Origin of the sequence: Methanomicrobium antiquum (genome assembly GCF_029633915.1) — an archaeon.
GTDB lineage: Archaea > Halobacteriota > Methanomicrobia > Methanomicrobiales > Methanomicrobiaceae > Methanomicrobium > Methanomicrobium antiquum.
Genome location: NZ_CP091092.1, coordinates 749,329 through 775,297, shown reverse-complemented (window position 1 = coordinate 775,297; position 25,969 = coordinate 749,329). Strand labels below are relative to the sequence as shown.

The 25,969-nt window shown below is 36.5% G+C and carries 21 protein-coding genes and 3 tRNA genes; 11 read left to right on the top strand and 13 right to left on the bottom strand.

Annotated features, from left to right (window positions below):
• Positions 1-136: 136 nt before the first annotated feature.
• The 10 genes from L1994_RS03785 (at position 137) to L1994_RS03740 (ending at position 12,162) form a co-directional block, all read left to right on the top strand.
• The gene (locus L1994_RS03785) at positions 137-316 is read left to right on the top strand and encodes a hypothetical protein (protein WP_278100355.1); all 180 of its coding nucleotides are present in this window, start codon (positions 137-139) and stop codon (positions 314-316) included.
• A 257-nt stretch (positions 317-573) separates the two neighbouring features.
• Positions 574-1,272: a vWA domain-containing protein gene (locus tag L1994_RS03780; RefSeq protein WP_278100354.1), complete on the top strand. Its 699-nt coding sequence runs from the start codon at positions 574-576 to the stop codon at positions 1,270-1,272.
• A gap of 194 nt (positions 1,273-1,466) precedes the next feature.
• Positions 1,467-2,396, top strand: a complete 930-nt coding sequence (locus L1994_RS03775; RefSeq protein WP_278100353.1) for a PP2C family serine/threonine-protein phosphatase — start codon at positions 1,467-1,469, stop codon at positions 2,394-2,396.
• Positions 2,396-4,207 carry a helix-hairpin-helix domain-containing protein gene (locus L1994_RS03770; protein ID WP_278100352.1) on the top strand — a complete coding sequence of 604 codons (1,812 nt, stop codon included), beginning with the start codon at positions 2,396-2,398 and terminating at the stop codon, positions 4,205-4,207. Before L1994_RS03775 ends, L1994_RS03770 begins: the two co-directional genes overlap by 1 nt.
• Positions 4,208-4,261: 54 nt before the next feature.
• Positions 4,262-4,753 (top strand): hypothetical protein, encoded by a 492-nt coding sequence (locus tag L1994_RS03765; RefSeq protein ID WP_278100351.1) that lies wholly within the window; start codon positions 4,262-4,264, stop codon positions 4,751-4,753.
• A 588-nt stretch (positions 4,754-5,341) separates the two neighbouring features.
• Positions 5,342-6,073 carry a transposase gene (locus tag L1994_RS03760; RefSeq protein ID WP_278100350.1) on the top strand — a complete coding sequence of 244 codons (732 nt, stop codon included), beginning with the start codon at positions 5,342-5,344 and terminating at the stop codon, positions 6,071-6,073.
• Between the two features lie 617 nt (positions 6,074-6,690).
• Positions 6,691-7,443, top strand: a complete 753-nt coding sequence (locus L1994_RS03755; RefSeq protein WP_278100349.1) for a YkgJ family cysteine cluster protein — start codon at positions 6,691-6,693, stop codon at positions 7,441-7,443.
• Between the two features lie 54 nt (positions 7,444-7,497).
• Positions 7,498-8,868 (top strand): endonuclease/exonuclease/phosphatase family protein, encoded by a 1,371-nt coding sequence (locus L1994_RS03750; RefSeq protein WP_278100348.1) that lies wholly within the window; start codon positions 7,498-7,500, stop codon positions 8,866-8,868.
• 217 nt (positions 8,869-9,085) lie between these two features.
• On the top strand, positions 9,086-10,513 hold the full coding sequence (locus tag L1994_RS03745) for an IS1634 family transposase (protein WP_278098696.1): 1,428 nt from the start codon (positions 9,086-9,088) through the stop codon (positions 10,511-10,513).
• Between the two features lie 182 nt (positions 10,514-10,695).
• On the top strand, positions 10,696-12,162 hold the full coding sequence (locus tag L1994_RS03740; RefSeq protein ID WP_278100347.1) for a flippase: 1,467 nt from the start codon (positions 10,696-10,698) through the stop codon (positions 12,160-12,162).
• A gap of 307 nt (positions 12,163-12,469) precedes the next feature.
• On the opposite strand, the gene L1994_RS03735 is transcribed toward L1994_RS03740, so the two are convergent.
• Together L1994_RS03735 and L1994_RS03730 are read right to left on the bottom strand one after the other, a co-directional pair.
• Positions 12,470-12,922, bottom strand: a complete 453-nt coding sequence (locus L1994_RS03735; RefSeq protein WP_278100346.1) for a DUF5814 domain-containing protein — start codon at positions 12,920-12,922, stop codon at positions 12,470-12,472.
• Positions 12,919-13,551: a DUF2150 family protein gene (locus tag L1994_RS03730; RefSeq protein WP_278100345.1), complete on the bottom strand. Its 633-nt coding sequence runs from the start codon at positions 13,549-13,551 to the stop codon at positions 12,919-12,921. Before L1994_RS03730 ends, L1994_RS03735 begins: the two co-directional genes overlap by 4 nt.
• Before the next feature lie 280 nt (positions 13,552-13,831).
• Between L1994_RS03730 and thiI the strand changes: the two genes are divergently transcribed.
• Positions 13,832-15,010 carry a tRNA uracil 4-sulfurtransferase ThiI gene (gene thiI / locus L1994_RS03725; RefSeq protein WP_278100344.1) on the top strand — a complete coding sequence of 393 codons (1,179 nt, stop codon included), beginning with the start codon at positions 13,832-13,834 and terminating at the stop codon, positions 15,008-15,010.
• 77 nt (positions 15,011-15,087) lie between these two features.
• Here thiI and pscS read toward each other — a convergent pair whose 3' ends face one another.
• The 11 genes from pscS to L1994_RS03670 form a co-directional block, all read right to left on the bottom strand.
• On the bottom strand, positions 15,088-16,269 hold the full coding sequence (pscS, locus tag L1994_RS03720; protein ID WP_278100343.1) for an O-phospho-L-seryl-tRNA:Cys-tRNA synthase: 1,182 nt from the start codon (positions 16,267-16,269) through the stop codon (positions 15,088-15,090).
• Between the two features lie 3 nt (positions 16,270-16,272).
• Positions 16,273-16,452 (bottom strand): hypothetical protein, encoded by a 180-nt coding sequence (locus tag L1994_RS03715; protein ID WP_278100342.1) that lies wholly within the window; start codon positions 16,450-16,452, stop codon positions 16,273-16,275.
• A 648-nt stretch (positions 16,453-17,100) separates the two neighbouring features.
• Positions 17,101-17,173, bottom strand: a tRNA-Asp gene (locus L1994_RS03710).
• Between the two features lie 224 nt (positions 17,174-17,397).
• Positions 17,398-17,470, bottom strand: a tRNA-Asp gene (locus L1994_RS03705).
• Between the two features lie 60 nt (positions 17,471-17,530).
• Positions 17,531-17,644 (bottom strand) — tRNA-Tyr (locus tag L1994_RS03700).
• Positions 17,645-17,954: 310 nt separating this feature from the next.
• Complete coding sequence (locus L1994_RS03695; protein WP_278100341.1) at positions 17,955-18,968, bottom strand: ligand-binding sensor domain-containing protein; 1,014 nt, start codon at positions 18,966-18,968, stop codon at positions 17,955-17,957.
• 35 nt (positions 18,969-19,003) lie between these two features.
• Positions 19,004-19,657, bottom strand: a complete 654-nt coding sequence (locus L1994_RS03690) for an ABC transporter ATP-binding protein (protein WP_278100340.1) — start codon at positions 19,655-19,657, stop codon at positions 19,004-19,006.
• The gene (locus L1994_RS03685; RefSeq protein WP_278100339.1) at positions 19,650-21,245 is read right to left on the bottom strand and encodes an ABC transporter permease; all 1,596 of its coding nucleotides are present in this window, start codon (positions 21,243-21,245) and stop codon (positions 19,650-19,652) included. Before L1994_RS03685 ends, L1994_RS03690 begins: the two co-directional genes overlap by 8 nt.
• Positions 21,246-21,253: 8 nt before the next feature.
• On the bottom strand, positions 21,254-22,306 hold the full coding sequence (locus L1994_RS03680) for an extracellular solute-binding protein (protein WP_278100338.1): 1,053 nt from the start codon (positions 22,304-22,306) through the stop codon (positions 21,254-21,256).
• 137 nt (positions 22,307-22,443) lie between these two features.
• Positions 22,444-23,781 carry a zinc ribbon domain-containing protein gene (locus tag L1994_RS03675; RefSeq protein ID WP_278100337.1) on the bottom strand — a complete coding sequence of 446 codons (1,338 nt, stop codon included), beginning with the start codon at positions 23,779-23,781 and terminating at the stop codon, positions 22,444-22,446.
• On the bottom strand, positions 23,781-25,712 hold the full coding sequence (locus L1994_RS03670) for a hypothetical protein (RefSeq protein WP_278100336.1): 1,932 nt from the start codon (positions 25,710-25,712) through the stop codon (positions 23,781-23,783). Before L1994_RS03670 ends, L1994_RS03675 begins: the two co-directional genes overlap by 1 nt.
• Between the last annotated feature and the right edge of the window lie 257 nt (positions 25,713-25,969).

Here is a 25,969-nt window from a genome sequence, read left to right as displayed (position 1 = left end):
TAATATTTGACCACAACAGTAAAAAGATAACCTAAATCTGTAATTATAATATCAGATTTTTCTTAAATTATCGGATAGCTTTAAAATGTAATGCTGATAAAAATACATCTATTGCAAATTAAACGAGGTCATAATTATGGATAAAACAGCACTTGGAATGTTAATTTTAGGACTCATCCTTCTGATAGCAGGAGTATACGGGGCTTATTATTTCCTGGATGAATTAATATTTGTCATTAAAGGTCTATTAGGGCTTGTTGTGGCTTTGGTTGGAGTAATGCTTCTTGTAGTCGGAATCCTGACAATCAAAGATTAAAAACAGTCAGTAATAATCAAAAATAATCACAAAAAAACACAGAAATCATGCGTGTAATTCTGTGTGTTTAAGTCAATTTAAATCTATAAAATTCAATTCAAATCAGTTTTAATCAACTGATGGATTGACTTTATCCGGATAACTGACTGCAGAGTAAAATTTCTAATCCAGCCCTTTTTTTAAATCAATTATCTATTTATATCATTCGCCCTAATATCAAAGCATCAGAGCTTATTTCAAGCAAAATGAGGTTTAATATGACACTTGAAGATATTGTAGAGATAGCTTATCCTCAACAGCCGCACTGCCCGACAATACTTCTCCTTGATGTATCCGGCTCAATGGTTATCGGAGATAAAATTTCTCAGCTCAATGAAGGGATAAGGATTTTCAAAGAAGAGATTGAGCAGGACGAACTGGCAAGAAAAAGAGTTGATGTATCTGTAATAACCTTTGGAAGCAAAGTTGAGGTTGCACATGATTTTTCATCAGTAGAGGATTTCAACCCGCCTGAACTTATTGCAGACGGCCTGACACCTATGGGGGATGCCATCAAAAAGACTCTTGATATTCTTGAAAAGAGGAAAAACGAATACAAAAAAGAGGGAATTGATTACTACCGCCCCTGGATATTTTTAATAACAGACGGTGAGCCGACCGACATGTCTGAAGGGGATGATAAATGGAATGAAATTGTATCAGAGATTCACAAAGGCGAGGATGAGGGAAGGTTTTTGTTCTTCGCAGTCGGCGTTGACTCAGCCGATATGGAGACCCTTAAAAAAATATCACCGCCTGCAAGAACACCAATAAAATTAAAAGAAAACCATTTCAAAGAGATGTTTTTGTGGCTTTCTAAGAGCCAGACAAAGGTCTCTGCATCAACAATGGGTGAACAGGTAATCCTCGATGATCCTTTTGGAACAAATGGATGGGGAGAAATCCCTTCAATTTAATCTTCTCAAAAAGAAATTTAAATCAAATCCATTCAAATAAATTTTGATTTGTAATCAAAACACAAAATAAGCATAAATTCAGGTGATTTTGGTGATTTTAAAATCAATCTTTTATATCCGGAAATTTACTGTTTTCCAGACTAATTTTTTAGGAGAATTTCAGACATATTTAAGATAATATTCAGGAGTATTCCATGTCAAAGCCAGAAATTAAAAAAGATTCTAAGAATTTAAGAGATTTGGACAATTTAAAAATTTCAAAAAATATAAATTCTAAAATAATTTCAGAGTCTTCCAAATATCCAAAAAATCAAAAAATAATCGAGAAGAACAGGATATTTATCTTTGGTGCAAAAGCAACCGGGAGTTCTCATATCAAAAGGAATATTGTATGCCAGGATGCTTTTAAATATCTAAAATTTGGAGATGATTCTGCTGTAATTGCAGTATCAGACGGACTTGGAAGCGCAGTACACTCTGACACTGGAGCATCAATTGCAGTAAATGCTGCGGCAGAGACGGCAAGGAGGCACTTCTCTGTAAAATATAGTGACAACAGCACATCTGCGGACATTACAAAAAATTGTCAGATAATAAAAGAATGCTTTGAATCTGCTGTTTCAGAAATAAAAGAATATTCAGCAGAAAGGGAAATCCCAATAAATGAGCTTGCATGCACCTTAATTGTCGTTTTTATCTACAAAAATTCAGTAAATGCAGGACAAATTGGAGACGGCGGGGTTGTCGGGCGGTTTAAAAACGGTGATGTTGAAATTATAATGGAGCCTGCAGAGTCAGAATACATAAATGAGGTTACTCCAATAACTTCTGAAAACTGGTCTTTAAATTTAAGGATAAATGAAAATATATCAGGCGCAGACTCTGTTGCCGTATTCACAGACGGATGCCAGAGGGCAATTTTAGTAAAAGAAGATGCAAAATACATACCATTTATCCCTTTTTTTAAACCGCTCTTTTCTTATTCACATTCTACAGAAGATGAATCAAAATCCTGTCTTGATGTTGAATCACTTCTTTTGTCTGAAAAATTAAATGAAGTGTCTGATGATGACAAAACCCTTGTAATATCTGCAATAAAAAAGAATACTACAAGAGAGTTCTGATGCAGAAGCTGACTGTTTTTTCCGAAGACAAAAAAAGAATAACACTTTCAGGGCCGGTTAAGACCGGAGGTGAGGGTGCAATATATGCCATAGAAAATGAACCCGGGCTTTGCGCAAAGATTTATTTTAAGGACAAGTTAACTCCGGAACTTAAGGATAAAATTTCCGCCATGCTAAAAAATCCTCCGGGTGATAATCTGACAGGTCAAAGATTTGGTCTTCGGACAAGCTCCATTGCATGGCCTGTTTCATTATTATATGACTCAGATAAAAAAAATACGAAATTTATCGGATTTGTAATGCCTTTTGTTGATACCTCGCTTTTTAAGGAGGTTCATCGTTACTATGACCCTGAAGACAGACTAAAACTTATGGGTGGTTCATTTTCATGGCTTTATCTTTTAACAGCGGCATTCAACATATCATTTGTTATCGCCGCTATTCACGAAAAAGGGCACAGAATCGGGGATATAAGCGCAAGTAACATTCTGGTTGCAAGGACTTCAGCAGTTTCAATTATTGACTGTGACTCCTTTCAGATTGAGGATAAGGAAAAGAAACAAATCTATTATACAAAAGTCGCAACAGGTGATTTCCTGCCGCCGGAACTAATGGGCAGAAATTTCAGGGACGAAAATATTGACAGATATTATTCCGATCTCTTTGCGCTTGGGGTTATAATATTTAAGCTTTTAATGAATGGTTATCATCCATTTCAGGCAAGGGGAAACGGCATTTCAAAGTATCCAACAACAGAACAGAAGATTATGTTTGGCTTTTTTCCGTATGTCAGAAGATCCCCTGATATCTTTCCTCCAAAACATGCTCCGTCATATTCGATAATCCCTCCGGCTGTAAGAGATTTGTTCAGCCGCTGTTTTGTATCAGGACATAAGAATAAAAATTTAAGGCCGTCTGCTTTAGAGTGGGCAGAGATACTAAGAGAAGAGCTCAACCAGATCCGGCAGTGCAAGGTAAACTCCAACCACTGGTACTCAGGCCATCTTGACTTCTGCCCGTGGTGCAGAATAAAAGCTTCCGGAAAAAATAACTGCGATATTTTTCCTCCGGAAAAAAATAATGCAAAAAAATCTCCTTTTATCAGCAAAAAGCCTTTTGCAGACGAGTCCAGGCCTGCGAAGATTTTTACGCCTCTCGCTAAATTTTCTACCCGGCATATTGATTTCAGATTGCTTGAAAATGATTCCATAAAAAGTGAATCAAAGGATAAAAGCCTCAGTTTCAAGCTTGAAATTGAAAATGCAGGAGACGGTATATTATCAGGAAAATTAAGCTCAGACAGAAAATGGATAATAATAAAAAATAAAGACTTTTCGACTGCAAAAAAAGCAGATGTTGAAATATCAATCGACAAATCAATAATTCCTTCTGATTTTGAGGGATTAAAATTTGCAGGAAATATATATTTTTTGTCAAACAGCGGAAATTTTAAAATTCCAGTCACAGTTGCCGCAGGAAAAGCTCCCTGTGCAGAGATTTCACCAAAAAAAATTATGCTGAAAGATGTAAATGCAGGAGATATCGTGCAGGTAAATGCAGTTTTATCAAATAAGGGTGACGGAATTTTAAAAGGCTCTGTAAGTTCAGACAGAGACTGGATTAGTGTATTACCTGATTCTTTCAGTACTGGTTCAGAGCAGATAATAGAAATTATAATTGACACAAATAAGGCCGGAAATAAAATTCTTGTACTTGGAAAGGTTGAAATATCAACAAACGGAGGCTCATTTTATATTCCTGTCGGGATAACGGTTTTAAAAAAAGATTCAACAGATAATAAAAGTCAGTGACAATATTTTTATTCAATGCGTAACTTAAATACCAGATTAAAGGAGTGATTTGATATGAAGATATTTAAAATTTTTTTGCTGGTACTTTTACTTGCATCTCTTTCAGTTTCAGTTCAGGCATTTACTCTGAACACTTACAAAGTAACTGTTGAGGAAAACGGAGATTGTATCTCTGAATTTGATTACAGCATGTCTTTTTTTGAGCTAATCGGATATTACACAAATATTGCCAGTGCTCCTGCTATAATCAGGGATGAAATTGACGCAAGAACATCACAACCTATTGATGTTATTAGCACAGACGATAAAAAAGCGGTTTTTAAGATTTACAATTACACAGATATAATTGAAAAAGACGGAAGTACAACATATACTGTTCCTTCGCTCAATCTGCTGAAGGCTGAAGATATTTTAAAAGATCACTGGGTTGCTAAAATTACAAGCTTTGATCTGTCACCTTCAGAAACAGAAATTATTTTTCCTGACGGATTCATCCAAAAGTACTATAACGAGGCAAATATTCCACAGACAATCCATAATATCTGAAAAAATATGAATAACTAAAAACTTCCGATACTCTTTTTTTTTCTGCAATCAGCTAAAAAATGATTGAACTAAAAAAATTCTCATATCCTTTCTTTTTATCTTATTGATTTCCAATAAAGAGCTCATCCAGACAGCTTTTTTACTTAAAAACTTATTGCCATTTTTTATGACACTCAGGCAATTAATACATGCCTTTATATATTTGAACTGTGATGGTTCATGGAATTCAGTGAATAAACCCAATTTGAACCTGATTTTTATGAAAATGGAATAATAAGGCCAGAGTCAATCTGCAAACTCCTTAGCGAACTCAACTTCAATGAGATAATAATTGATCTGGAAAGGGACAGTTATTCCCAGGATAAATGGAGAAAACATTTTCCTGTAGTTGCACTTCTAAAGTTACTCGCCGTAAAATCATTCAGAAGGCAATCGTACCTGCAGGTTGTAACTTCCTTAACAGATGAAGAATGCAGATTGCTCTCATTACCTTATGATCCTGAAACAAAATCATATTTACGCCCTTCAAAATCAACCTTACACTATTTTGCAAGTTCACGAGTTGGAAAGAATGGAGTCATTAAACTGATGAAATTTTTGGCTGAAAAGATAATGAGACTGATTCCTAACGGTGAGGGAATCATTGATTCAACTCCTCTGGAAGCTTCAAGATACAGCAAATGTTCAAAATTTAATCCGCATTATAAAATTTACATGGACAAGGCGCACATATTCCATTACGAAAACAGTGTCTTATTCATGGAATTTTCGAATGCAACAGAACATGACGAAAAGCATAGCTATTCCTTATTAAAATCTGTTGAAGAAATAAAACCTAATATAACTAAATTTTCACTTGATGCGGGCTATAAGAGCTTCGACACTCATGGAGACGCATGGTATATTTTAGGTGTCCACCCAATAATCACTCTTCCTGAGAATGCAACTTACCATGAAGAAGCAACATCCAAAAAAATTGATGAATTAGTCAATAAAATGTGGAAGAAAGGTGGAGATGTCCATTCGAAGATGCAGGACAAACTCAGGTTCCTATATGAAAATGGTCATAAAAAAATCGTAGGAAAATACCTGAGAAACAAAAATATGGATAATCCCGAATTTAATAAGAAATTAAAAAGCAGGAGCAACTGTGAAAGAAAACATGCACATATCAAAAAAACGGTTAAGTTTGATGTGAAAGGATATCAGGAGGATAACAGGGAATTTAATGTCCTTTTAAATTTCGTTGCATTTCAGATACTTGATCTTGCAAGGATACAATCCGGCATGGAAAAATCCAGGTTTTCGCGTTATTATTAGGTAAATTTCATCAGAAAAAATGCCATGTCACTAGCGTTAGCTATGTAGGATTATACTATTTTTAAGTAAAAGAGTGTCATTTTTTGAATATCTATGATTGATCTGCCCTTAAACATTTAGAGGGTCACCTAAATATCTGATAATTTCATAGAGTTTGACCAGGTTTTAGATAAACCCGTCCAGATAGGATAGGGGATAACTGGATACACTCATAAAGCATAAACAAATAGAGCATAAATTCTAAGCTGGTTAGAAATAAAATTACTAGGAAAATTTCTAAAAGGACTTTTAAGAGAATTTCTAAAGAGACATTCAGGTATATTTCTAAGAAATTCTAAGAGAATTTTAATTTTTGATTAATAAGACCCCGCAAAGTTAAAACATCAAATATATATATTTTTATGAAAAAATCCATATGATTGGCGGTTTCACCAAAAATAATCAATTATTAAGTTTGTTTGGGATTTTGACTTTCATAACAACCGCTCGTGAAATTATATTTCATGCACAATTTCATGTAAGTTACAAAATAATTTTCATGTCAAAATTAAAACAAAAGTGAATATTATTATATTTCGTGCCAGCAAATTTAGCCTGTCAAATAAGATCAATATAAGGTGAGAAAAATCTCAATTAACACAATTAATTCAATATCAAAGGCAATTTCAGATTTGGATGCAGAATTATCTGCTCTTCTTGACTATCCAAAAGAAGAACTTGCCAGAATAATCTCGGATGTAGGTTTTTCATGCACCCTTTGCGGCAGATGCTGTACAAAAGAATTTAATGACCATGTTTTTTTATTATCAGAAGATCTTGTCCGTGCAGTTGAAAAATATCCCTCTATGATTATTCCTGCACCATATTTTGAGGTCTGCGACAATAACGGCTGTTTTTATGTCTCCGGATATGCACTCAAAACAAAAAATAACGGCGATTGTGTCTTTCTTGAAGATAAAAGTAAAAAGTGCAGAATTTATGATGACAGATTTTCCATATGCAAAATATATCCTTACATGCTTCACCGCGAGGCAGATGAGACTGGAAACGTTGAATGGCGGCAGATTTCAGGTCTTGATCAGCATGGAGAATATGGTAATTTAATACCTGAAAACCTCTCTTTGGAATACGCAGAAGATACAATCAATTATGAAAAAAAGTTTCTTTTACAGGAGAAGGACTTCTACATCACTCTTCTTGGTTATTTTAAAGAGAATAATTTAAAACCGGTTAGAAAAATATACGATGAAAACATGCGTATTTTTAAATCCGGCGGAAAAATCACAATTTTTGCATTCAATGGGAAATCATTTGACAAACATATCATCTCAAAAGATGACTATATCACAACAAACCCTTCAGATTTTTAAAAACCTGAAATCCAAACTAAAATATGCCTGAAAGGTTTTATTTAATTAGATATCATGGCCGCAAAAAGAAAAAAATCATCAAAGAAGAATGCACCATTTTTTCTTAAAATTGCACTTGTAATTATACTAATTATCTTTGCTGTTTCGCAAAAAGATGTAATCTCTGATACCGCTCAAAACGTATTTTTAAACGATGATAAAGACAGTTCTCTGATTAAAGCAGGAGCATTCAATATTCAGGTCTTTGGTACAACAAAAGCTGAAAACAGTGATGTCATGAATATCATATCCAAAATAATCAGACAATATGATATAATCGCTATACAGGAGATAAGGGACAGTTCAGGAACAGCTCTTCCACAACTTATCAGTCTTGTAAACTCGGACGGATCAATGTATTCATATTTTGTCAGCGAAAGGCTTGGAAGAACATCAAGCAAAGAACAGTATGCATATATTTACAATACAAAGACTATTGACCCTATATCAGATCCTTTCACATACCCTGAACCTGAAAACACTGATCCATTTCACAGAGAACCATTTATTGGATCATTTAAGTCTTCAGAGGGTTTATTCAACGCTACTTTTGTCGTAATTCATACAGATCCCGATGAGGCAAAAGAAGAAATTGACGGACTCTACCAGGTAGCAGAGTATGCCAAAAATGTTCTGCCTGTTGATGAAACTGTAGTCATTATGGGTGATTACAACGCAGATGGCAGATATTTTGATGAAAATACCTACACTCCAATGAAAAGCAAAGGCTATGTATGGGTTATTGATAACATCCTTGATACAACAACTGGAACAACTGACTGCACATATGATAGAATTGTTATAACAGGTGGAAATGACTTTTACACTGGAGATGCAGGTGTCCACAGGTTTGATACAGAATATTCACTAACAGATGACTTCACAAAACTGGTATCTGATCATTATCCTGTATATGCAATGTTTTCAAAGGGAATGCAGGACAAAACATTCGATTTATTTGAAATTCCCAAAACTGCAGGTGATGCAATCTTTGGGTCTGATAATGAATCTGTTTTAGATGAGAGTAAAAATACTGCAAACAACAGCCCTGATGAAGATAATTTTTCAAATTTTAATACAGGTATAAATATTGAGGTTACTTCAATTGATGTGATATCAAATGAAGTAGAAATTAAAAATTCAGGGCAGGAAACTGTCGATATAGAAGGATTTGTTATCTCAAGCAGTAAGACCAAAAATTCATACGTGTTTCCTAAAAATTCCTACATACAATCACGAGATACAATAAAACTCATTTCCGGCGTTAAAACTGATAAAGAAGGAGTATTTTGCTGGGAAAGCATTAATGACGTCTGGGATAACAGCGGAGATGCGGCAATTCTTTATAATACCCGTGGAGATGTTGTAGACAGCATTATTTCATGATTTTTTCCGGAATCTTTCAAATAAAAAATTTATCCTTTTTTATTCACTTTTTCATCTACACATTATTCTTCCAATTCATCAAAACCAGGTTAGAATGATTAGAACCTAAGTTTGCCACTTACGTATAAAGTACCAATCAAATGATTTGAATAAATAGCTCAAAAATCCAATTAAAAAGAAATAAGACTGTTCTTAGTGATGTTACAAATGATCAAACATGCAAACAAAACTAAGAACCTATGTAGTTGAGCCTAATGACAATATATCCTTTCCTATTGGCATCATCCTGCTTGTCAAAACACTATATGAAATACTTAATTTTTCAGAAATTTTTGGCAAGCATAAGAAAAAAGGAATAAGTATCGATGATTTACTTATCGCGCTTATCAGTTACAAGCTGACTGATAATTTCAGCATCAAGCGCTCACATGGATGGATAAATCGCTTAGAGGTTTTGCAGATATTTAACCTGATTTCTTTCAGTGAAAGAACGATTTATCGTCTTCTTGAAACAATCGGAGCAAACAGAGAAGAAATCATCTCAGATATTCAGGATAGAATCTTTGATAGGTATGATTTTGATCTCACCGACATCAACATGGACTGGACCAGTATAGTTCTTCACGGAAATAAAGCAGAACTTGGTAAATATGGATATAGTCGGGATCACAGACCTGACAAAAAACAGATAACTATTGGATTGGCTGAACTGGCTAATCCAATCAATATTCCGATAGGAATGACTGTTGAACCCGGAAATCTCAACGATCAGAAACATTTCAAAAAGACGTATCTTCAGGTAAAAGATAGATTAAAAGAAGATTCTCTAGTAATATTTGACAAAGGTGCAAACAGCATTGATAATACTCAGATGATTCGCTCCGATAACCTGCAGTATATCACAGGAAAGAAGCTTAACAAAAGTGATGATAAGATAATTGCAAAATTCGAAGAATATAGTCCTGAAATTATTGATGATGAAGCCGGCATTCGCGGCATTAAAATTGTGAAACCAAACAGCATCAATTACTTCTATTTTTCAAAGAAACTTCAGAAAGAACAACTTGAATCCAGGGCGAGAAAAGTTGTGAAACAGATTAAGGAAGCAAAAACGATTCAGGAATGTATTGAAAAAAATAAAAAACTCCCTAAGAAGTTTCGTATAAATAATTTGCTTGTTGATGTTGATTATTCCATCCAGACAAAACTTGTTCAAATTTCAGAGGATGAAGCTGTAAAACTCCTTGAAGATAAATTAATCACTGGCAGAGAAGGATTTTTCTGTCTGAAATCAAGTAAGAATTTGACACTTGTTGAGGCCCTAAATACATATCGAAAAAAAGACTCGATTGAGAAGATATTCCACTCTTTAAAGAATGAAATTGAAATTAAACCATTGAGAGTCTGGACAGATAACAGCATTTATGGTGCGTTAATCATCGGATTTATTGCACAGCTTTTTATTTCACTGATTCGATTTGAAATCCCGGAAATGAAGCATACATCTACAAAATTCATAAAAAAATCATTATCGAATTTGACAGTTACCATTGATTTGTGGAAAAGAAAGACAAAAAAGTACATTCACTCGAATTTTGACTCCATAAATACGAAGATTTTACTCTATGACTGGGGCATTTCATGATTTTAAAGTAGTAAAATAGCCAACTGTCAAATTCTATTTCCTGACAAAAATTTGAAAAAATCGAATAGAGATAGTGGACAGTATCTTGAGGGGGATTGAACTCTAACTGGCAAAGTTAGGTTAGAACACATAACCGTTCTGTTCAAAATATATAACTTCTGCAATCTCTCATATGTTTAGATGTGTCCGGCCAAAAGAAGATAACACAGATTGCAATGAGAGTTGGCGAGACTGAAAGGCAGAGTCTGATTTCTTTTTCTTCAACAATAATACTCACATTTGTCGGATTTTTATCTACAGCCTATTTTGCTCATTCACTGGGTGCAGGCCTTCTTGGAGAATATTGGATATTTCTTGCATATTTTGGAGTTTTCAGTGTCATAAGTGATTTTGGAATTTCAGGTGCGGCAGTAAAAAAGATCAGCGAAGGGGGTGATATTGATGAATATTTTACCGCATCTCTTCTGATACGTCTTATACTGACTTCAGTTACTGTTGCAATAATTATATTTTTAGCATTTTTGTTTGTCGATTTCAGCGAGACAGGACTTTTCCCATATCTGATTATAGCATTGATATTGTCCGGATTTTCATCTGTTATTTCAGCAGGTGTGTATGCAAAGGGAAAAGTTGGGATAAACCAGATTTCATTGCTTGCAGACTCTCTTTTCCGAATAGCAATCCAGGTTGCATTTGTTTATGCAGGCTTTAGAACTGGCGGACTTGCGGCAGGTTTTATCGCAGGCATTACAGTCGCAATTTTGATAAATATAAAGTATCTAAAGATAACTTTTAAGGGATTCAGCAAAAAACACATCAAAAATCTTTTTGGATTTTCTTTCTGGACATTTTTGTCATCGGCTTTTATCTGTGTAACAGCATATGCAGGAACAATTCTTATCGGATACTTCATGAAAAGTTCAGATGCAGGAGTATATACAACCACACTTGCTTTGACATCAGTTGTTATTTTTTCAGCTTCTGCTTTAAATACTGCTCTTTATCCTAAATTCTGCCGATGGTATGCAGAACAAAAAACTGATTTTATTGAAAACGCTCTTTCGGGAATATTTACATATTCATTTTTGCTTGCGCTTCCTGCTGTTTGCGGCGGAATCATACTGGGAAAAGAGATTTTGTATTATTTATACGGTGCTGATTTTGCCATAGGATATTCTGCACTTTTATTTTTATTTGCCGCACAATTTGCACAGATTTTTGTAATAGCGGCACTTATGACAGTAAACTCTGCAGGACATCCCGGATGGACATTTAGAGTCTATGCAGTACAGTCGTTTTTAATTCTGGTTTTAAGTTTTTATCTGATTCCTTTGATTGGAATTTCAGGTGCTGCACTAGCTGTAATGATTGCAAACATTTCAGGTGCCGCAATATCGTTATGGTATGCCGGTCAGTTTGCAAAAATCAGGTACCAAAAAATTCAGATCAGAAATATAATTCTGTCATCTGTTCTTATGACAGTCTTTTTGCTTATATCAAAAGAAATATTTCTGCCTGATACATGGTACAAAACAATAATCCTTGTTTTGGCAGGCGGAATTTTGTATTTTATTATTCTTTTAAAAGCAGATAAAAATCTAAAAAATAACCTGAAAAAAATCCTTTTGGATATTGGAATCAGAATATGAGCCTTAAATTTTTTAATTTTTTTTAATTTTTTTTTCTTTTTTTCTTTTTTTCTTTTTTTCTTTTTTTGATTTCTGACTTTCATTGCAGATTAAAACCAGATCCTAAAATACTGAAGATTTTGGTATGAAAGTCAAAATTCCTGATAAACTTTTCATCACTTTTTGTGTGATGAAAAAAGCTCATCATGGGGCTTTTACATGAAAGTTACTTCGTAACTTACATGAAACCGGTGCATGAAAAAAATTATCATGGACGTTTTTATACAATCCTTAAAAAATAGTGAATGCCCATACAATTTTTTAATATCTATCTTTCAACATTCTGAATTGTTTTGTCTGCAAGTGCAATCATATCAGAGTCCCCTTCAATTTCTGCAACATCCCTGACAGCCTCGAGAACATGCACTGACTCTTCAAGAAAACTAAGTATATCAGTTGGAAAAAGAGATATTCCATACTCATCGAGGAAAAAATCTGAAATCTGCTTATGATCCATTCCGGTCATTCTAAGCTCAAGAATTTCTGCGGCAAATTTTCTCTCAGCACACCCGCACAAAGGGTTTGTTTTGCATCTGCAGTTTAAAAAAGTTTTAAAAAAATTTATAATCTGCTGTCTAAGCCGCTTTTCCATTCGCGGATAATCAGCACAGGCGCAGACAGCTTCGAGAAACTGTCCTTTAAAGGCAAACTCCGGGACACGGTATCCCACAATATTCTGCAGTTTCTTTGCCGCCTTAAAACGCGCCTTTGATGCAATCAAATTCCTACTCCAAATTCCTCATCGAATTTCTTAAGAGATTTTAACGCCTCGCCCATATCATCGACTTCTACAAGCCAGTCGTCAAAGAGTATGGGCTCGTCATCAGAATCCGAGCGCAGATATTTTCCACAGCAGGATTCTCCATTGAGTACTTTTGCGCCGATTGTGGATGCAAGCTCAAGTGACTTTTCAACATCGCTGTCGCCTGTTTTTCTGCCCTCTTTTACAAGATCTTTTATTTCTCCTTCTCCGATTTCACCGTTTAAGAATTTCTTGCATGAAAGGAAGAGGACTAAAAAGCGCATCTGGACACCCTGAAGAATATCGAACAGTTCATTTTCAGGAACCTCTCCCATTATGATTGCTTCAACTTCATTCAGCTTTTCAAGTGCTGTTTTGGAATTATAGCTGTTATTCTGGAAGAGTTTTATTATTTTCAATACAGAGACGTTGATGTCTTTTGTAAAGTTGTCAAGCGCTGCTAAGCCTTCGGGCATCTCATCAGATTCTGAGTCTTCCTCAAAGCTCATCTCAAGAAGCGTTTTTAGCCAGTTATCCCATCTTTCCTGTGTGTAAAAGTAATACAGTACTGATGTTGGCTCTGATTTTTCCGCTTTTTTCTTTGCCATAGTTACTGATAATTTCATCTCGGACTACTAAAAGAAGTTTCTATTAACAACCATTACAGAACAGGATGTAGTGATAAATTTACATTGACTTCCAAACGAAGATCAACACAAATTAGTTGTTCCCAGCTTAATTGTTGTATAGAATAATTAATGCCTGAAATATTGTGAAGATGTAATATTTTCTAAGTAAAACTGTTTAGTTCCTAAAAAGATACAGAACCTGCCAATAAATAATACTTAACAGATTCATATAATTAAGGCACAGATGAAAAAAACGGTGATGGCAAAATATGGTGAGCTTTTTTTAAAAAGTGAATCAGTTCAGCGCTACTATACAAAATTACTTACAAAAAATATCAGGATGGCGCTTAATGCCGCGGGACTCAAAGCAGATATCGAACTCCACAGAGGCAGAATTTTAATCAGCGGGGATAATACAAAGGATATTGCAGATACAGTATCTAAGGTTTTTGGAATTGTAGGAGTAAGTATTGCGGTTTTGACATCTCCTGAACGCTCCGAAATAGAAGAGGCCGCTGCTGAATTTGCATCAAAGAAACTAAAATCAGGCATGACATTTGCTGTCAGGCCGCGAAGGTCAAATATAACAGGCTTTACAAGTCAGGAACTTGGCGCATCAACAGGAAGCAGAATATATCAGCGTGTTCCGGGCTTAACTGTCAATTTAACAGATCCTGACTATGAAATTTTTGTTGAGGCAAGAAAAGAAGGCGGCCTTATTTATGACAATTCAATTGAAGGCCCTGGCGGCCTTCCGGTTGGCACACAGGGCAAGGTGCTTTCATTGTTATCAGCCGGAATTGATTCTCCTGTCGCATCATGGCTTGTCATGAAAAGGGGCTGTATTGTATCTTACGTTCATTTTAACAGCGAAAAATACATGGGAGCAGATACCAAAAAAGCCTCGCTGGAAAACCTCGCAAACCTCTCTTTATGGACTCCGGGACATTCTGTTGAAATGGTCTGTGTAAAAATTGACAAATTCTATGATTCACTGGTAAATGTAGAAAACCAGAAGAACCGGTGTCTTATATGCAAGAGGTTTATGCTTAGAATAGCATCTGAGATTGTAAGAAAAGAAGGATATCTTGCGATTGTGATGGGAAACAATCTGGGCCAGGTTGCATCGCAGACACTTTCCAATATATCAGTTGTTGAATCTGTTGTGCCACCAGATATTCCGGTAATTCAGCCTTTAATCACATATGACAAAGAGGAAACCGTAAAAATCGCAAGAAAAATAAAAACTTTCCGCAATCTTGCAGGAGATGTTGGATGCAGTGTTGTTCCAAAACATCCTGCGGTTTCTGCAACGTCAGAATCTGTTATTGAGGATGAAAAGGAACTTGATATAAAAGAACTCATGAAAATCTGCCTGCTGGATGTCAAAAAATATCGTGCATTAAACGGGGAGATAATATCTCCAGATGAAAGTTGAATAAATCAATTAAATTTTGATTTTATTAAATTTCTAAAATTTTTATATTTATTTTTTCCTGGAACGTTTTTTTGATATTATTCATTAACATTAAGACCGTTTTCTTTGGCAATCTCTTTAAATGAGTCACAAAGATACATTGTTTGTCTGTCCGTAAGTCCGAATGTATTGTATTTCCATACCTTTGTTGAACCGGCGATAACACCACAAATACCTTTCTTTTTAAGTTCGGCTGAGAAAAAGTATCCTCTTTTCTTGTGAGTTTCTGCAACCTTGTCAAATGACTCTATTGTATTGATACGGGTGAGTGTATGCTCTCTTGGCATGTCGCTTAAGCACTTTGTTCCTTCAATTGAGCATAGTGCGTCTGCAACCATCCTGCTGTGCTTAATTTCTGTATCCCAGTTTTCAACACGCTTTTTAACAGCCGGAAATGATGCAACAAGTCCTGCCATGGTAACTCCCATAAGTGTGCATCCCATCATCTCAACCTCTTTTATACCAAAAGTGCGTCCGGTGACATCTCCTTTTGCCTGAGTTGTTCTAAAGACCTTTTGGGCATACTCCTCAGTTGTTGCAATAATTCCGGATGGTGCCGGTGCAGCCATGCTTTTATGACCTGAACCGATTATGAAGTCAGCACCGATATCTTTTCCGTCAACCGGCATTATTCCAACAGTGTATGCACCGTTTAAAAGAACAGGTATATCATATGAATGGGCGGCTTTTACAACGCCTTTTATATCATGTATATTTCCAAACTGGTAGTCGGCATGCTCGACAAAAAGAAGTGAAGGTGTTTTATTGTACTCTTTTATTACATCCTCAATCTTTTGCGCCGCATTTTCGCCTGTGATATGATTGTTCTCATCTTTTGGAATTTCGCAGGGGATACCTCCGGACTGCTCAACAGATACAAATTCGGTGTAGTGAGAAAGTGCAGTTAAGATTACAGGATCGCCTTTTTCAACAAGGGTTGATGCAACGGCCTGAAAACCTCTTCTTGCGCCCGGAACTACCCTGACAGCATCCATATTGAGCCATTTGGCACAATCTTCGTGAAACTCAGAGAGGGGCGGCTTTTTTATGTAGTCAAGCCTGAAGGGTTTTAGGCAGTTATCGCATACAGAATACCCGTCAGAATATGCTAAAACTGCTTTCTGAGCCTCAGGAGTCAGCCTTCCGCCGGCCTGTATCGGATCGATGTTTATGAACATCTCTTCTACAGAGCGCGCCTCAATTTTATCTGCGCAAAGCATTTTTTAAAGCACCTCCTGTTCAATAACTGATATCTGCTTTTTTAATTTTTCAATTATTTTTTCAGCCTGTGCTTTATCCTCTTCCTCAAAATCCGGAAATGGTGCGTTTTTTCTAAAAAGCTCTCTCATATCTGTTAACAAAAACATTGCCTGGAAAACTGCGTCAACTCCCCTCTGGGACATAAATTATCACCTGGTTGTAATATCTATTCTCTTTTATCTGCTATTAAAGAGTGGATTTTTCAAAAGAATGTTGACTCTTCTCCATATTTCTGATCACCCTAATTTGGAATTGATTTGTCGCGATGTACACAATATCCCCGGGAACCGGAGGGGCCTAGCCCCCCTCCGGTGACCTATCGTAAGCGGGGTGGGTTTAAGGGAGGGGCCTGTCCCCTCCCTTGCTAATAATCGATTGTCTTTGATTGTCTTCCAGTCAAGGCCAGTAACCTAAGAAACTGATGAAATCTTCCATATCAATAATCTTAAAAGCCCACAAATGAGAACATAGATGTGAATGCAGAAATGCATTCCCTCCATTTGTAATGTTTATTGGACATATCATCATATTTGGAGGTTATTCTCTAAGTTGTTTCTCTTTTTGGATAGTCCTAACTTTCAGAAAAATGGAGAAAAACCAGAATGTTTTCAAAAATGAAAGTCCAAAAAAATGTCAGCGGAAACAAAAAAACAAGAAAACAAAAAATAAAAACGAAAATAAGCAGAAACTAAACTGAGAAAAATTTAAAATTTAACGCTAAAAAATCAACAAGATTTAATGGAAATATTCTTAGAAAAAAAAATCTAAAATAAACTCACAATAAGAATAAACGCCCAGTACGGAATTCGAATCCGTGTCGCAGCCGTGACAGGGCTGCATGATAGGCCACTACACTAACTGGGCAATTACTAAAATTAACATACTATATTGGAATCTCTTATTTTTTAACTCTTCGATTTAATTCGGGAAAAGCCAAAAGCAGATGAACGAACATAAATCAGATTCAGACATAATTATAAATCACACCGGATATTCTAAATCCTACTGAATAATATTATGAATTTAGGATTCATATGAATTTATCATATTTTCAAAAATCTCAAACAAATTTCATAAAAAAGAATAAACGCCCAGTACGGAATTCGAATCCGTGTCGCAGCCGTGACAGGGCTGCATGATAGGCCACTACACTAACTGGGCAAATTTGAGATTATGATTTTTTTAAGATTATTACACCAGCCCGCAGCTGTTTCAAACAGATCCCGCCTCCCGGATTCGAACCGGGGACATCGCGGTAGCCGCGCAGTTACTCGACAAGCTTATCGGGTAAACCAAACTACAGCCGCGCACTCTACCAGTCTGAGTTAAGGCGGGTCTGGTGCTCTACTATATTTGATGGACAATGGTTTAAAACTTGCCTTTTTGAACTGGCGTTTAAATTTACAAATAAATTGAAAATATTGAACAAAAATAAGTTTAGACTGTTATATTTCAATATTTTAGATATTTTTCAAATTTCAGATTAATTCTTTATTTCAGACATCTTCTTTATTTCATATAATCCCCGGATTTCAGGGTATACCTTTTAGATAATTTCTATATTTTTGATAAATTCGTTTCAGAGATTTTTACGTATTTTAGAGAGATCCTTTTTAGATAATTTCTATATCCCTAATTCATTATTTCAGATATAATCCAGTGCACTGCCTGAAATTACTGTAATTCCATTATATGTCCCAATCCAGAGATTGTTGTCAGAATCCATCAGAAAACACTTGACCTCCATATCTGAAAGTCCGTCCTGTCTGGCAAGTACCCTGAAAATATCTCCTTTTTTTACTGCCAGACCATCATATTCTGACCCGAACCATACATTCCCTTTATCATCAACAAACAATGAACGAACTTTATTTCCTGAAAGACCGCTTTCTTTTGAGAGTCTTTTATCCGATATCCACTCACCATTTTCTAAAACAAGTCTTACTGCTCCGCCTCTGTCGTAAAGGCCGGTTCCTATCCAGATTCCACCGTTTAAGTCCTGCGTTATTGCATTTATGTTGTTGTGCATTAAAACATCAGAGATTGTGAAATACTGCCAGCGGCCATCTTTAAAGTAGCTGACTCCGCCTTTTGGCGCGACATACGACCCATACCACATCCCTTTGTCATCGTCCTGATAAATGACATTTACCATATCCTCTAAAAGACCATCCTCTGATGTGATATATGTCCATGAGCCATTGTCATAAACAGAAACACCTCCCCACGTTCCGATGAGAATTCTTCCCTCATCATCCTCATACAATACCTTCACACGTCTGTCCGACAGACCGTTTTTCTCATCAAACAAAATGCATTCTTTGCCATCATACCTGACAGCACCCTCATTAAACCCGGCCCAGAGGTACCCGTTTTTGTCAACAAGAACAAAATCCACATAATTCATATCCGGACAGCAGTCAATTCCATCCACCACCTCAAATGTGTGCCGGTTTATTTTGTATATCCCGTCCTTTCCCCCTGCCCATATGAACTCTTTATCTTCAGCAAGTGATTCGACATCTGACGGAGGCCGGATTATGGTCCACCCATCTTTAAGAACGGGAGTGTTGTCCATCCCAAATTCTGTGCATCCGGCTGAAAGCAATGCCAGGGAAAAAATAAATCCTAAAATCAGGAGTTTCCTATACTGTTTCATATTTTTTATCCATAACTTTTTTATCCGGGAATCTGTCAGTCAGGAGATACAAATTGCCCGGATTCTATTCTGAATCTTGTTTTTGATATCATCTCAGCTTCTTTTTCCTCATGTGTCACATAAACTAGAGTGCATTTTGTCTCTTTTTGCCAGTCAATAATAAGCTCAATCATATCCTCCTTAAGAGAAGGATTGAGATTTACAAGAGGCTCATCCAAAAGAAGAATTTGCGGACGTGGAGCAAGTGCACGTGCAAGAGCAATTCTTCTGGCCTCTCCACCGGATATTTTTGAGGGGTATCTGTCTTTTAATGCTGACACAGACAAAATATCCATAAGTTCACTGCATCTTAATTCAGCCTCACTTTTTGAAACATCATGAATACCAAATGTAATATTTTCCATAACTGTCATGTGCGGCCATAATGCAGGAGACTGAAACATATAACCAATTCTGCGAAGATACGGAGGTATAATAATTCCTTTTTTTGAACTTGCACACTCTTTGTTTATCTCAATTGTTCCTGCACAGGGAATTTCAAGGCCTGCAATCAGCCGTAAAAGTGTTGATTTGCCACAACCTGACGGGCCTGTAATTACAACAGAGGAATTATCAGATATTTCAGCTGAAATATTTTCAAGAACATACCTTTTGTCATAGGACTTTGACAGTCCTGAAATTTTAATCATCTGCATATCTCTCCGAATGATTGTCTCTTTTAATTGCAATAAGAACAATTAAGCCGGCGGCGGCTGTCAGAAGTGTCATAAAAAGACAAAGCCCGGCAACCGTCTCTGAACCTCCATAATGTAAATAATTATATATTCTCATAGTAAGGGTTGCCTCTCCGGGTGGCATCACTATTAATGTTGCACCAAGCTCACCTAAACCGAGTGCAAAAAAAAGAGCAGAGGCACCTGCAATCCCTGGCATCAATAGCGGCAGAATTATGCCCTTTAATGAATCCAAATATCCTCTGGAAAATATCTGTGCCGCATCAATAAGAAGAGTATCACCGCTTTTTGAAAAGACAAACAGAATAATTACTGCAAATGACGTAAATCTGGATAACAGAGCAAATACAGGTACTATAAGGGTTCCATGTAAAACAAAAGGCATAAAACCGTTCCAAAGGGAGATAAGACCCATACCTGTAAGGGGCGGCGGAAGAACAAGCGGAAAAAGAACCAGTATCCACCACAAATTTGAGTATTTGTGGTTTTTTATAAGCTCTTTTGAAACCGCCAAAGCCGCAGGAATACAAACAACTGATGATATAAGACAGATTACAATGGTTGTCCTTATATTGTCCATGGCATTTGTTACAGATGAGAAAAATAATCCAGCAGAGCCTGTCTCTGAAATGAGGGTTATAAAAAGAACAAAAACGCCGGCAAATGCAATCAAAAATGCTGTAATTTTAATATAATTAACATATCCGGGAAATTTCAGCTGATTTATTGAGTGATCAGGATTCTTTGAAAATTCCCAGGAGATCTCTTTTATGTACCTGACAGCAGTTAAAACCAGTAAAACTGATATAAAAACAAGAGGCAGAGCCATTAGAAATGCACCGGAAGTATCGCCTGAAGAACTGTATTCCGCAAATATCTCAAGTGGATATACACTCCTAGAATAAAGTGAAGGGACGCTGTAATCCATCAAACAAAGAAGAAATATGATGATTCCGCCTGCAATTAAAAAAGGCTTTGAAAGCCCTGCAATAATTTTTGAAAATACCTCTCCATCAGGTGAAAAAATTCTGCCTGCATCAATGAAATCAGACTTTACACTTGCAAGTCCCAACAGGCATATGAGTATTGAAAAAGGCAGAAAGGATATCAGATAAACAAAGTACACAGCAGTCCATCCTGTAAATGATACTCCTGCAACACCGGCGGCTGAAGAGCAGGAAAGTGCATACACATAAGGTGGAACAGGTATCAGGATGAATATCAACCATTTTAGATTTGCTAATATCTTTATTTTTGTTCTCCAGAGAAATACAGCGGCAAAAAAACCGGTTGCCATTGTTCCAGCAGAAACAGCAAATGAAAGGAATATACTTGTAAAAAAAAGAGAAAACTGTCTTATATCCGGAATCAGGTATTCAAGATAATAAAAAGGGTCCTGTACATAAGAGAGAAAGGATAAACAAAATAGTGCTCCTGCCGGAAGAAAAACTACTGCAAGGTACAAAATAAGTCCTCCGGTATGAATTATGTCTTCAACTGAAAGGGAAAATATCCCTTTTTTTCCAGGGCAGGGGGCTGTCATATAAAAATTTAGCGGATGAAAATTACCTTCATATCCAGAGAGGCATTTTTCTGATAAAGGTTGATCTCATCAGGACTAACAGTCATTCCCTTTATTGTCTTGCTAATAGGGGAATCAAAAACCTCACCGGTATCTCTCAGAGTAGTCTGGAACCATCCGGATTTAACAAGCTTTGATTCCATCTCTTTTGAGAGAAGGTAATCAATCAGTTTCCGGCCTTCATTTTTATTAGGTGCATCTTTAACAAGAGCAATTGTATTTGGAATAACAAGTGTTCCTATCTGATCTTCACCCTGATCAGGAACGATTATAGACACAGGAAGCCCGCGTTCCACAGCGCCCAGTGCATCATCTGTGTCTGTAAGTCCTATAGAGACAGAACCGTCTGCAACCAAATCTCTTACAACGGAATTGCCGTCAACTACCCGAACACCTTTTGAATAAAGGGATTTGAAATATTCTTTTGCTTTCTCATCTCCAAGATAAGCATAAAGGGCAGATGCATGTGTTGCTGTTGTTCCAAACATAGGGTATGCGATTGCAATTTCCTCAGCTTTGTACTTCTCATCTAACAGATCAAATATTGAATCAGGATAATCCTCAGGGCTTAATCTGTCAGTGTTTACAAGAATAATTCTTGCACGTCCTCCAAATCCTGTCCAGTAACCGTCTTTATCACGGTATTCGTCAGGAATATCCTTTGAATTGTTGCTGAAATATGGTTCAAAAACACCTTCATCTCTTAGTAAAAGTGTCTTTGAAAATTCACCATTCCAGAAAACATCTGCAACAGGATTATCTTTTTCAGCAAGCAGTCTGTTTGAAAGACCGGTTGTCTTTGCGGCCTCAACATCATATACTGCAAGTACTTTCACTCCTGTTTCAGCTTCATATTCCTTTAAAACCGGTTCTGAAAATATCTGATCGACAGATGTGTAGACAACTACTTTTCTTTCATCTGAAGGAGTGTTTTGACCGGTTAAAACAAAAAATAAAAAAATTGCAATTACAATTACTGCAAATACTGCAATTAATGATTTGAAATTAAATTTGTCAGACATAAATTATAATCCTCTTAATTTTTATTTTTGTTTAACTCTTATTTAAATTAATATTCATTGTTTTTTAAGAGTCCCTTTAAAACTTAAATAAACACCCTAAAAAAAGATTTTTTTTATTTTTTTGGGATGTGGGAATTTCAGGCTATTTTATTCCCGCATTCTGAACAGAACTTTGCACCTTCTTTTAAGGGAGAGCCGCATTCAGGACAAAAATTCTTTTTTTTGCCTGATTCTTTCTTCTCACTGGTTTGAAACTGCCCGGATTTCTGATCATCCAAAACGACAACTGCTTCTGTAGCTTTTATATCATCTTCAGCTTCTAAAACTTCTGTAGAGTCATTAGTATCTTTAAATTCTTTAGATTCTTCTACTTTTAAAACTTCTGCAGCTTCTGTTTCATCTTTAATTCCAATATCCTCTTTAGCCTCAACCACATTTTCAAACTTGGATTCTGCATCTGAATTGTCTGATTTTTGCAGATCGGCTTTAAAGAGTGATTCAGGATCTGTTTTTGGGTTTTTTAGAAGTCCGTCTGTCAAAAGGAAAGCATCGCTTCTTTTAAGCCAGAACAAAGATACTTTTTCCGGATAATCTGATGATTTCATAACTGAATAAAAACTGTCTTTTGAAACAATTCCAGAAATTCTTTTCTCAAGAACTCTGTCATTTTCAACTGTCTTCAGATGAGTTATGTCAAGAGCTACATCAGGAACCAAATATTTTACAACAGATTCGCGGTAAAGTGGATTTAAGTGATATGAATTTCCCATATCCCTGATAATGCCTTTTTTTGACAGTGAATTTAACGCCTCATCCGATACATCAGATTTAAATGCATCATCGGTCATTAAAATTCTGAATACTTCTGAGAAGAGGGAATATCCGGGTATTTCAATCACATCGGAAAATACCTTCTTTATTGCCTCCTTTCCAAATCCTGACAGAAATTTATCATTAGAATAATCAGGTATCTTTGACACAAGGAAAAGTTCTCTTTCAAGATCACAAAGAGCAAGAAAAACAACCGCTTCTTTGATGTTTAATTCTATAGCCAGTGGCTTTATCTCAATCTCATTTGCCCCGGTGTCAAGCCCGTAAGCCGATGTAATCCATGATGTTTTAAGAGACGCCCCTACAGCAAAAGAATCATCTTCACCTTCAAGCATTGTAATAGAACGGGAAAGAGAATCAGAATAATATTTAGAGATATTATTCTCCTTTGTATCGCTTAAAAAAACAATGTTGACATATGATGTCGGAAGTGCAAAAACCTCCAAAATCTCCTTAAAGCTATCCCCGACACTTCCGGATTCATCACATATTCCTTCCTTTAAAAAGTAATCAGGATAATTTTTTCCTTCAGGATAATTACTTTGGAAATCAAGAGGGGAAAGTGGTGTTAAGTCTTCTTTCCATAAAATCCCGAGATCTGAAATCTGCCTGCCTGTGAGTGTATAGGATATTTTGTCAGACATTAGAATCCTCCGTTTTTGATTTGTCTTTTAAGCCTTCTTATCTCTTCCATCTTATCATGCCCCTGCTTGTAGAGATCCTCTGCTGAAGGCATTTTGTCAAGTTCTTGTTTTATTTCATCATATTTTGCTTTTGTTTTCTTCATATCCTCAGCAATATCCTTCATCTCAACCTCTTTTCCAAAAGCTTTCTCTTTTGCCTTGTCAAGAGGTGTTTCTACATCCATTTTTTTCTTGACGCCTTCCCATATTTTGTCTTTAGGATCAGATACCGCTTCAAAAATCTCTTTTCCGCCTTTGAACATCCCTCTGAAACCATGCTTTACATACTGCCTGTAGGCTTCAATTTTCTTCTTTTCAATCTCGTTTCTTTTCTGCTTGGTCTCTCTTAATTCCTGCATTTCCCGCTCAAGTCTCTCCAGTTTCTCCTTTAGAATTATAATATCCTCAGGAGGCTGAACTTCGGGAGGTTCCGGAGGTTTTGGAGGCTCAACAGGCGGAGCAACAGGAGGTTCCGGAGGTTTTGGAGGTTCAGGCTCAGGAGGGAGTGGCTGCTCTGGAGGCTGAACTTCGGGAGGTTTCTGAGGTTTTGGAGGCTCAGCTGGTGGAGCCACAGGCGGTTCTTCAGCCGGAGGTTCCGGCTCTGGCTGGACAGGCTCTTTTGGAGGTGCTTGTGGTGTTTTTTCAATAACAGGCTCCTCAGGCACAGATGCTTCATCTCCGGGGTAATCTCTGTATGGATCGTCTTTTGTTCCCTTCCCCCATATTTCCCGTGGCTCATCCTTGTTTTCAGGATATGGCTCAATACTTCCATCATCTTTGGTTTTCCCAACAGTTCCTTTATCTCTGAATGGATCGTCAGGAGTACCTGTTCCATAAATTGTGCTTTCAGGAGGTGTTTTGGGTGTACCGCCAGAGCCTGTTCCACCTGCCATACCTGTACTATATCCACCGGATGAAACAATTGCTGAAGCGCCTTCCACTCCAATTATTCCTGTAAGAATACCTATAACAGAACCCAGTGCAGGAGGAAGACCCATTATAACCGCGATTGCTGCACCCTCACTGACAACCCAGCTTTCAAATGTGCCTCCGGCCTCTTCAAAACCGCCGTCATCTGCCGCTACCGGAATAACTGTAAAGAGAGAAAGGAGGATTACAAACAAAATACCGGCTGCAACAACAGTTCCAGGCGGATTTTTACCCTGATTGTTTTTATTGTAATACCAGTATGCACTATATCCAATTGCCAGTACAGCAAGAATCAGTGTTATAATGTATGGCAGTATTCCTGAGATAACAAATCCTGCTACACCACCTGTAAAAAGAAGCACTGTTCTTTGCATATCAAGCGGGCAGAATTCTTTTTCACCAGAAGAATTTCTCTTTATGTCTGAGTAACCAATTCTTGTGCATAGTACCAAAAGACTTTCATTTTTGGCAGAAAGAGAAAACAAGAGAACAATCGCCAGCATAAAAGAAACTAAAAAATTTCCCAGGAACCATCCGACAAATAGACAAATTCCGATTCCTGCCGCCATAAGCGCCTGAAACTCTTCTGAAACTGAATCCTTAGACGAGGAAAACATCCCGGATATATCCTTAAAGTCTCCAATAAACCCGCCAGGCCCTTTCTTTTTAATTTTTACTATTGTTGCAGTTAGAATAAAAGCAAGAATCATCCAGAAAAGTGTTCCTGTAAGTTCACTGCCAGACAGGGCAAGAATATATACATAGATTGTTCCTCCAGGATTGAATCCCTCATTTAACCATACCAGAACATATGTGTGAATAAGCCAGACACCAATAAATACAGCCAGCATAACAGGAATCATTTTTTTGAAATTCTTCACCATCCCTGTTATTAAGACCCTGCCAATCTCCTCAAGTGTCTGTGGACCACCTTCAAGGTCTGTGTTTTCGTAATTTTCCATTAATTCACCACTTCCAAAATATCTGAGAAAACATAAAACGTATTAATGAACGGTTGTAAAACCTGTTTTTTATTATGAAAGAAATACTGTGTTTTAAATTAATAAATTGTACGGTGTCAATAAGAACATCTATAAAAACCAGCAGATAGCATTTAACCCTCAATTTTATAAATTCTTTGATTAAAAAAGACTTTTTGTGATTATTAACCACCAATGAAAGATTAGTACATAATAGGACACTCATAACGAAAGACATA

Bases quoted from the DNA above. Each gene is read 5' to 3' on its own strand.
- L1994_RS03785 (WP_278100355.1), top strand. From the start codon at position 137: ATGGATAAAACAGCACTTGGAATGTTAATTTTAGGACTCATCCTTCTG.
- L1994_RS03780 (WP_278100354.1), top strand. From the start codon at position 574: ATGACACTTGAAGATATTGTAGAGATAGCTTATCCTCAACAGCCGCAC.
- L1994_RS03775 (WP_278100353.1), top strand. From the start codon at position 1,467: ATGTCAAAGCCAGAAATTAAAAAAGATTCTAAGAATTTAAGAGATTTG.
- L1994_RS03770 (WP_278100352.1), top strand. From the start codon at position 2,396: ATGCAGAAGCTGACTGTTTTTTCCGAAGACAAAAAAAGAATAACACTT.
- L1994_RS03765 (WP_278100351.1), top strand. From the start codon at position 4,262: ATGAAGATATTTAAAATTTTTTTGCTGGTACTTTTACTTGCATCTCTT.
- L1994_RS03760 (WP_278100350.1), top strand. From the start codon at position 5,342: ATGAAATTTTTGGCTGAAAAGATAATGAGACTGATTCCTAACGGTGAG.
- L1994_RS03750 (WP_278100348.1), top strand. From the start codon at position 7,498: ATGGCCGCAAAAAGAAAAAAATCATCAAAGAAGAATGCACCATTTTTT.
- L1994_RS03745 (WP_278098696.1), top strand. From the start codon at position 9,086: ATGCAAACAAAACTAAGAACCTATGTAGTTGAGCCTAATGACAATATA.
- L1994_RS03730 (WP_278100345.1), bottom strand. From the start codon at position 13,551: ATGGCAAAGAAAAAAGCGGAAAAATCAGAGCCAACATCAGTACTGTAT.
- thiI (WP_278100344.1), top strand. From the start codon at position 13,832: ATGGCAAAATATGGTGAGCTTTTTTTAAAAAGTGAATCAGTTCAGCGC.
- pscS (WP_278100343.1), bottom strand. From the start codon at position 16,269: ATGCTTTGCGCAGATAAAATTGAGGCGCGCTCTGTAGAAGAGATGTTC.
- L1994_RS03715 (WP_278100342.1), bottom strand. From the start codon at position 16,452: ATGTCCCAGAGGGGAGTTGACGCAGTTTTCCAGGCAATGTTTTTGTTA.
- L1994_RS03695 (WP_278100341.1), bottom strand. From the start codon at position 18,968: ATGAAACAGTATAGGAAACTCCTGATTTTAGGATTTATTTTTTCCCTG.
- L1994_RS03690 (WP_278100340.1), bottom strand. From the start codon at position 19,657: ATGATTAAAATTTCAGGACTGTCAAAGTCCTATGACAAAAGGTATGTT.
- L1994_RS03685 (WP_278100339.1), bottom strand. From the start codon at position 21,245: ATGACAGCCCCCTGCCCTGGAAAAAAAGGGATATTTTCCCTTTCAGTT.
- L1994_RS03680 (WP_278100338.1), bottom strand. From the start codon at position 22,306: ATGTCTGACAAATTTAATTTCAAATCATTAATTGCAGTATTTGCAGTA.
- L1994_RS03675 (WP_278100337.1), bottom strand. From the start codon at position 23,781: ATGTCTGACAAAATATCCTATACACTCACAGGCAGGCAGATTTCAGAT.
- L1994_RS03670 (WP_278100336.1), bottom strand. From the start codon at position 25,712: ATGGAAAATTACGAAAACACAGACCTTGAAGGTGGTCCACAGACACTT.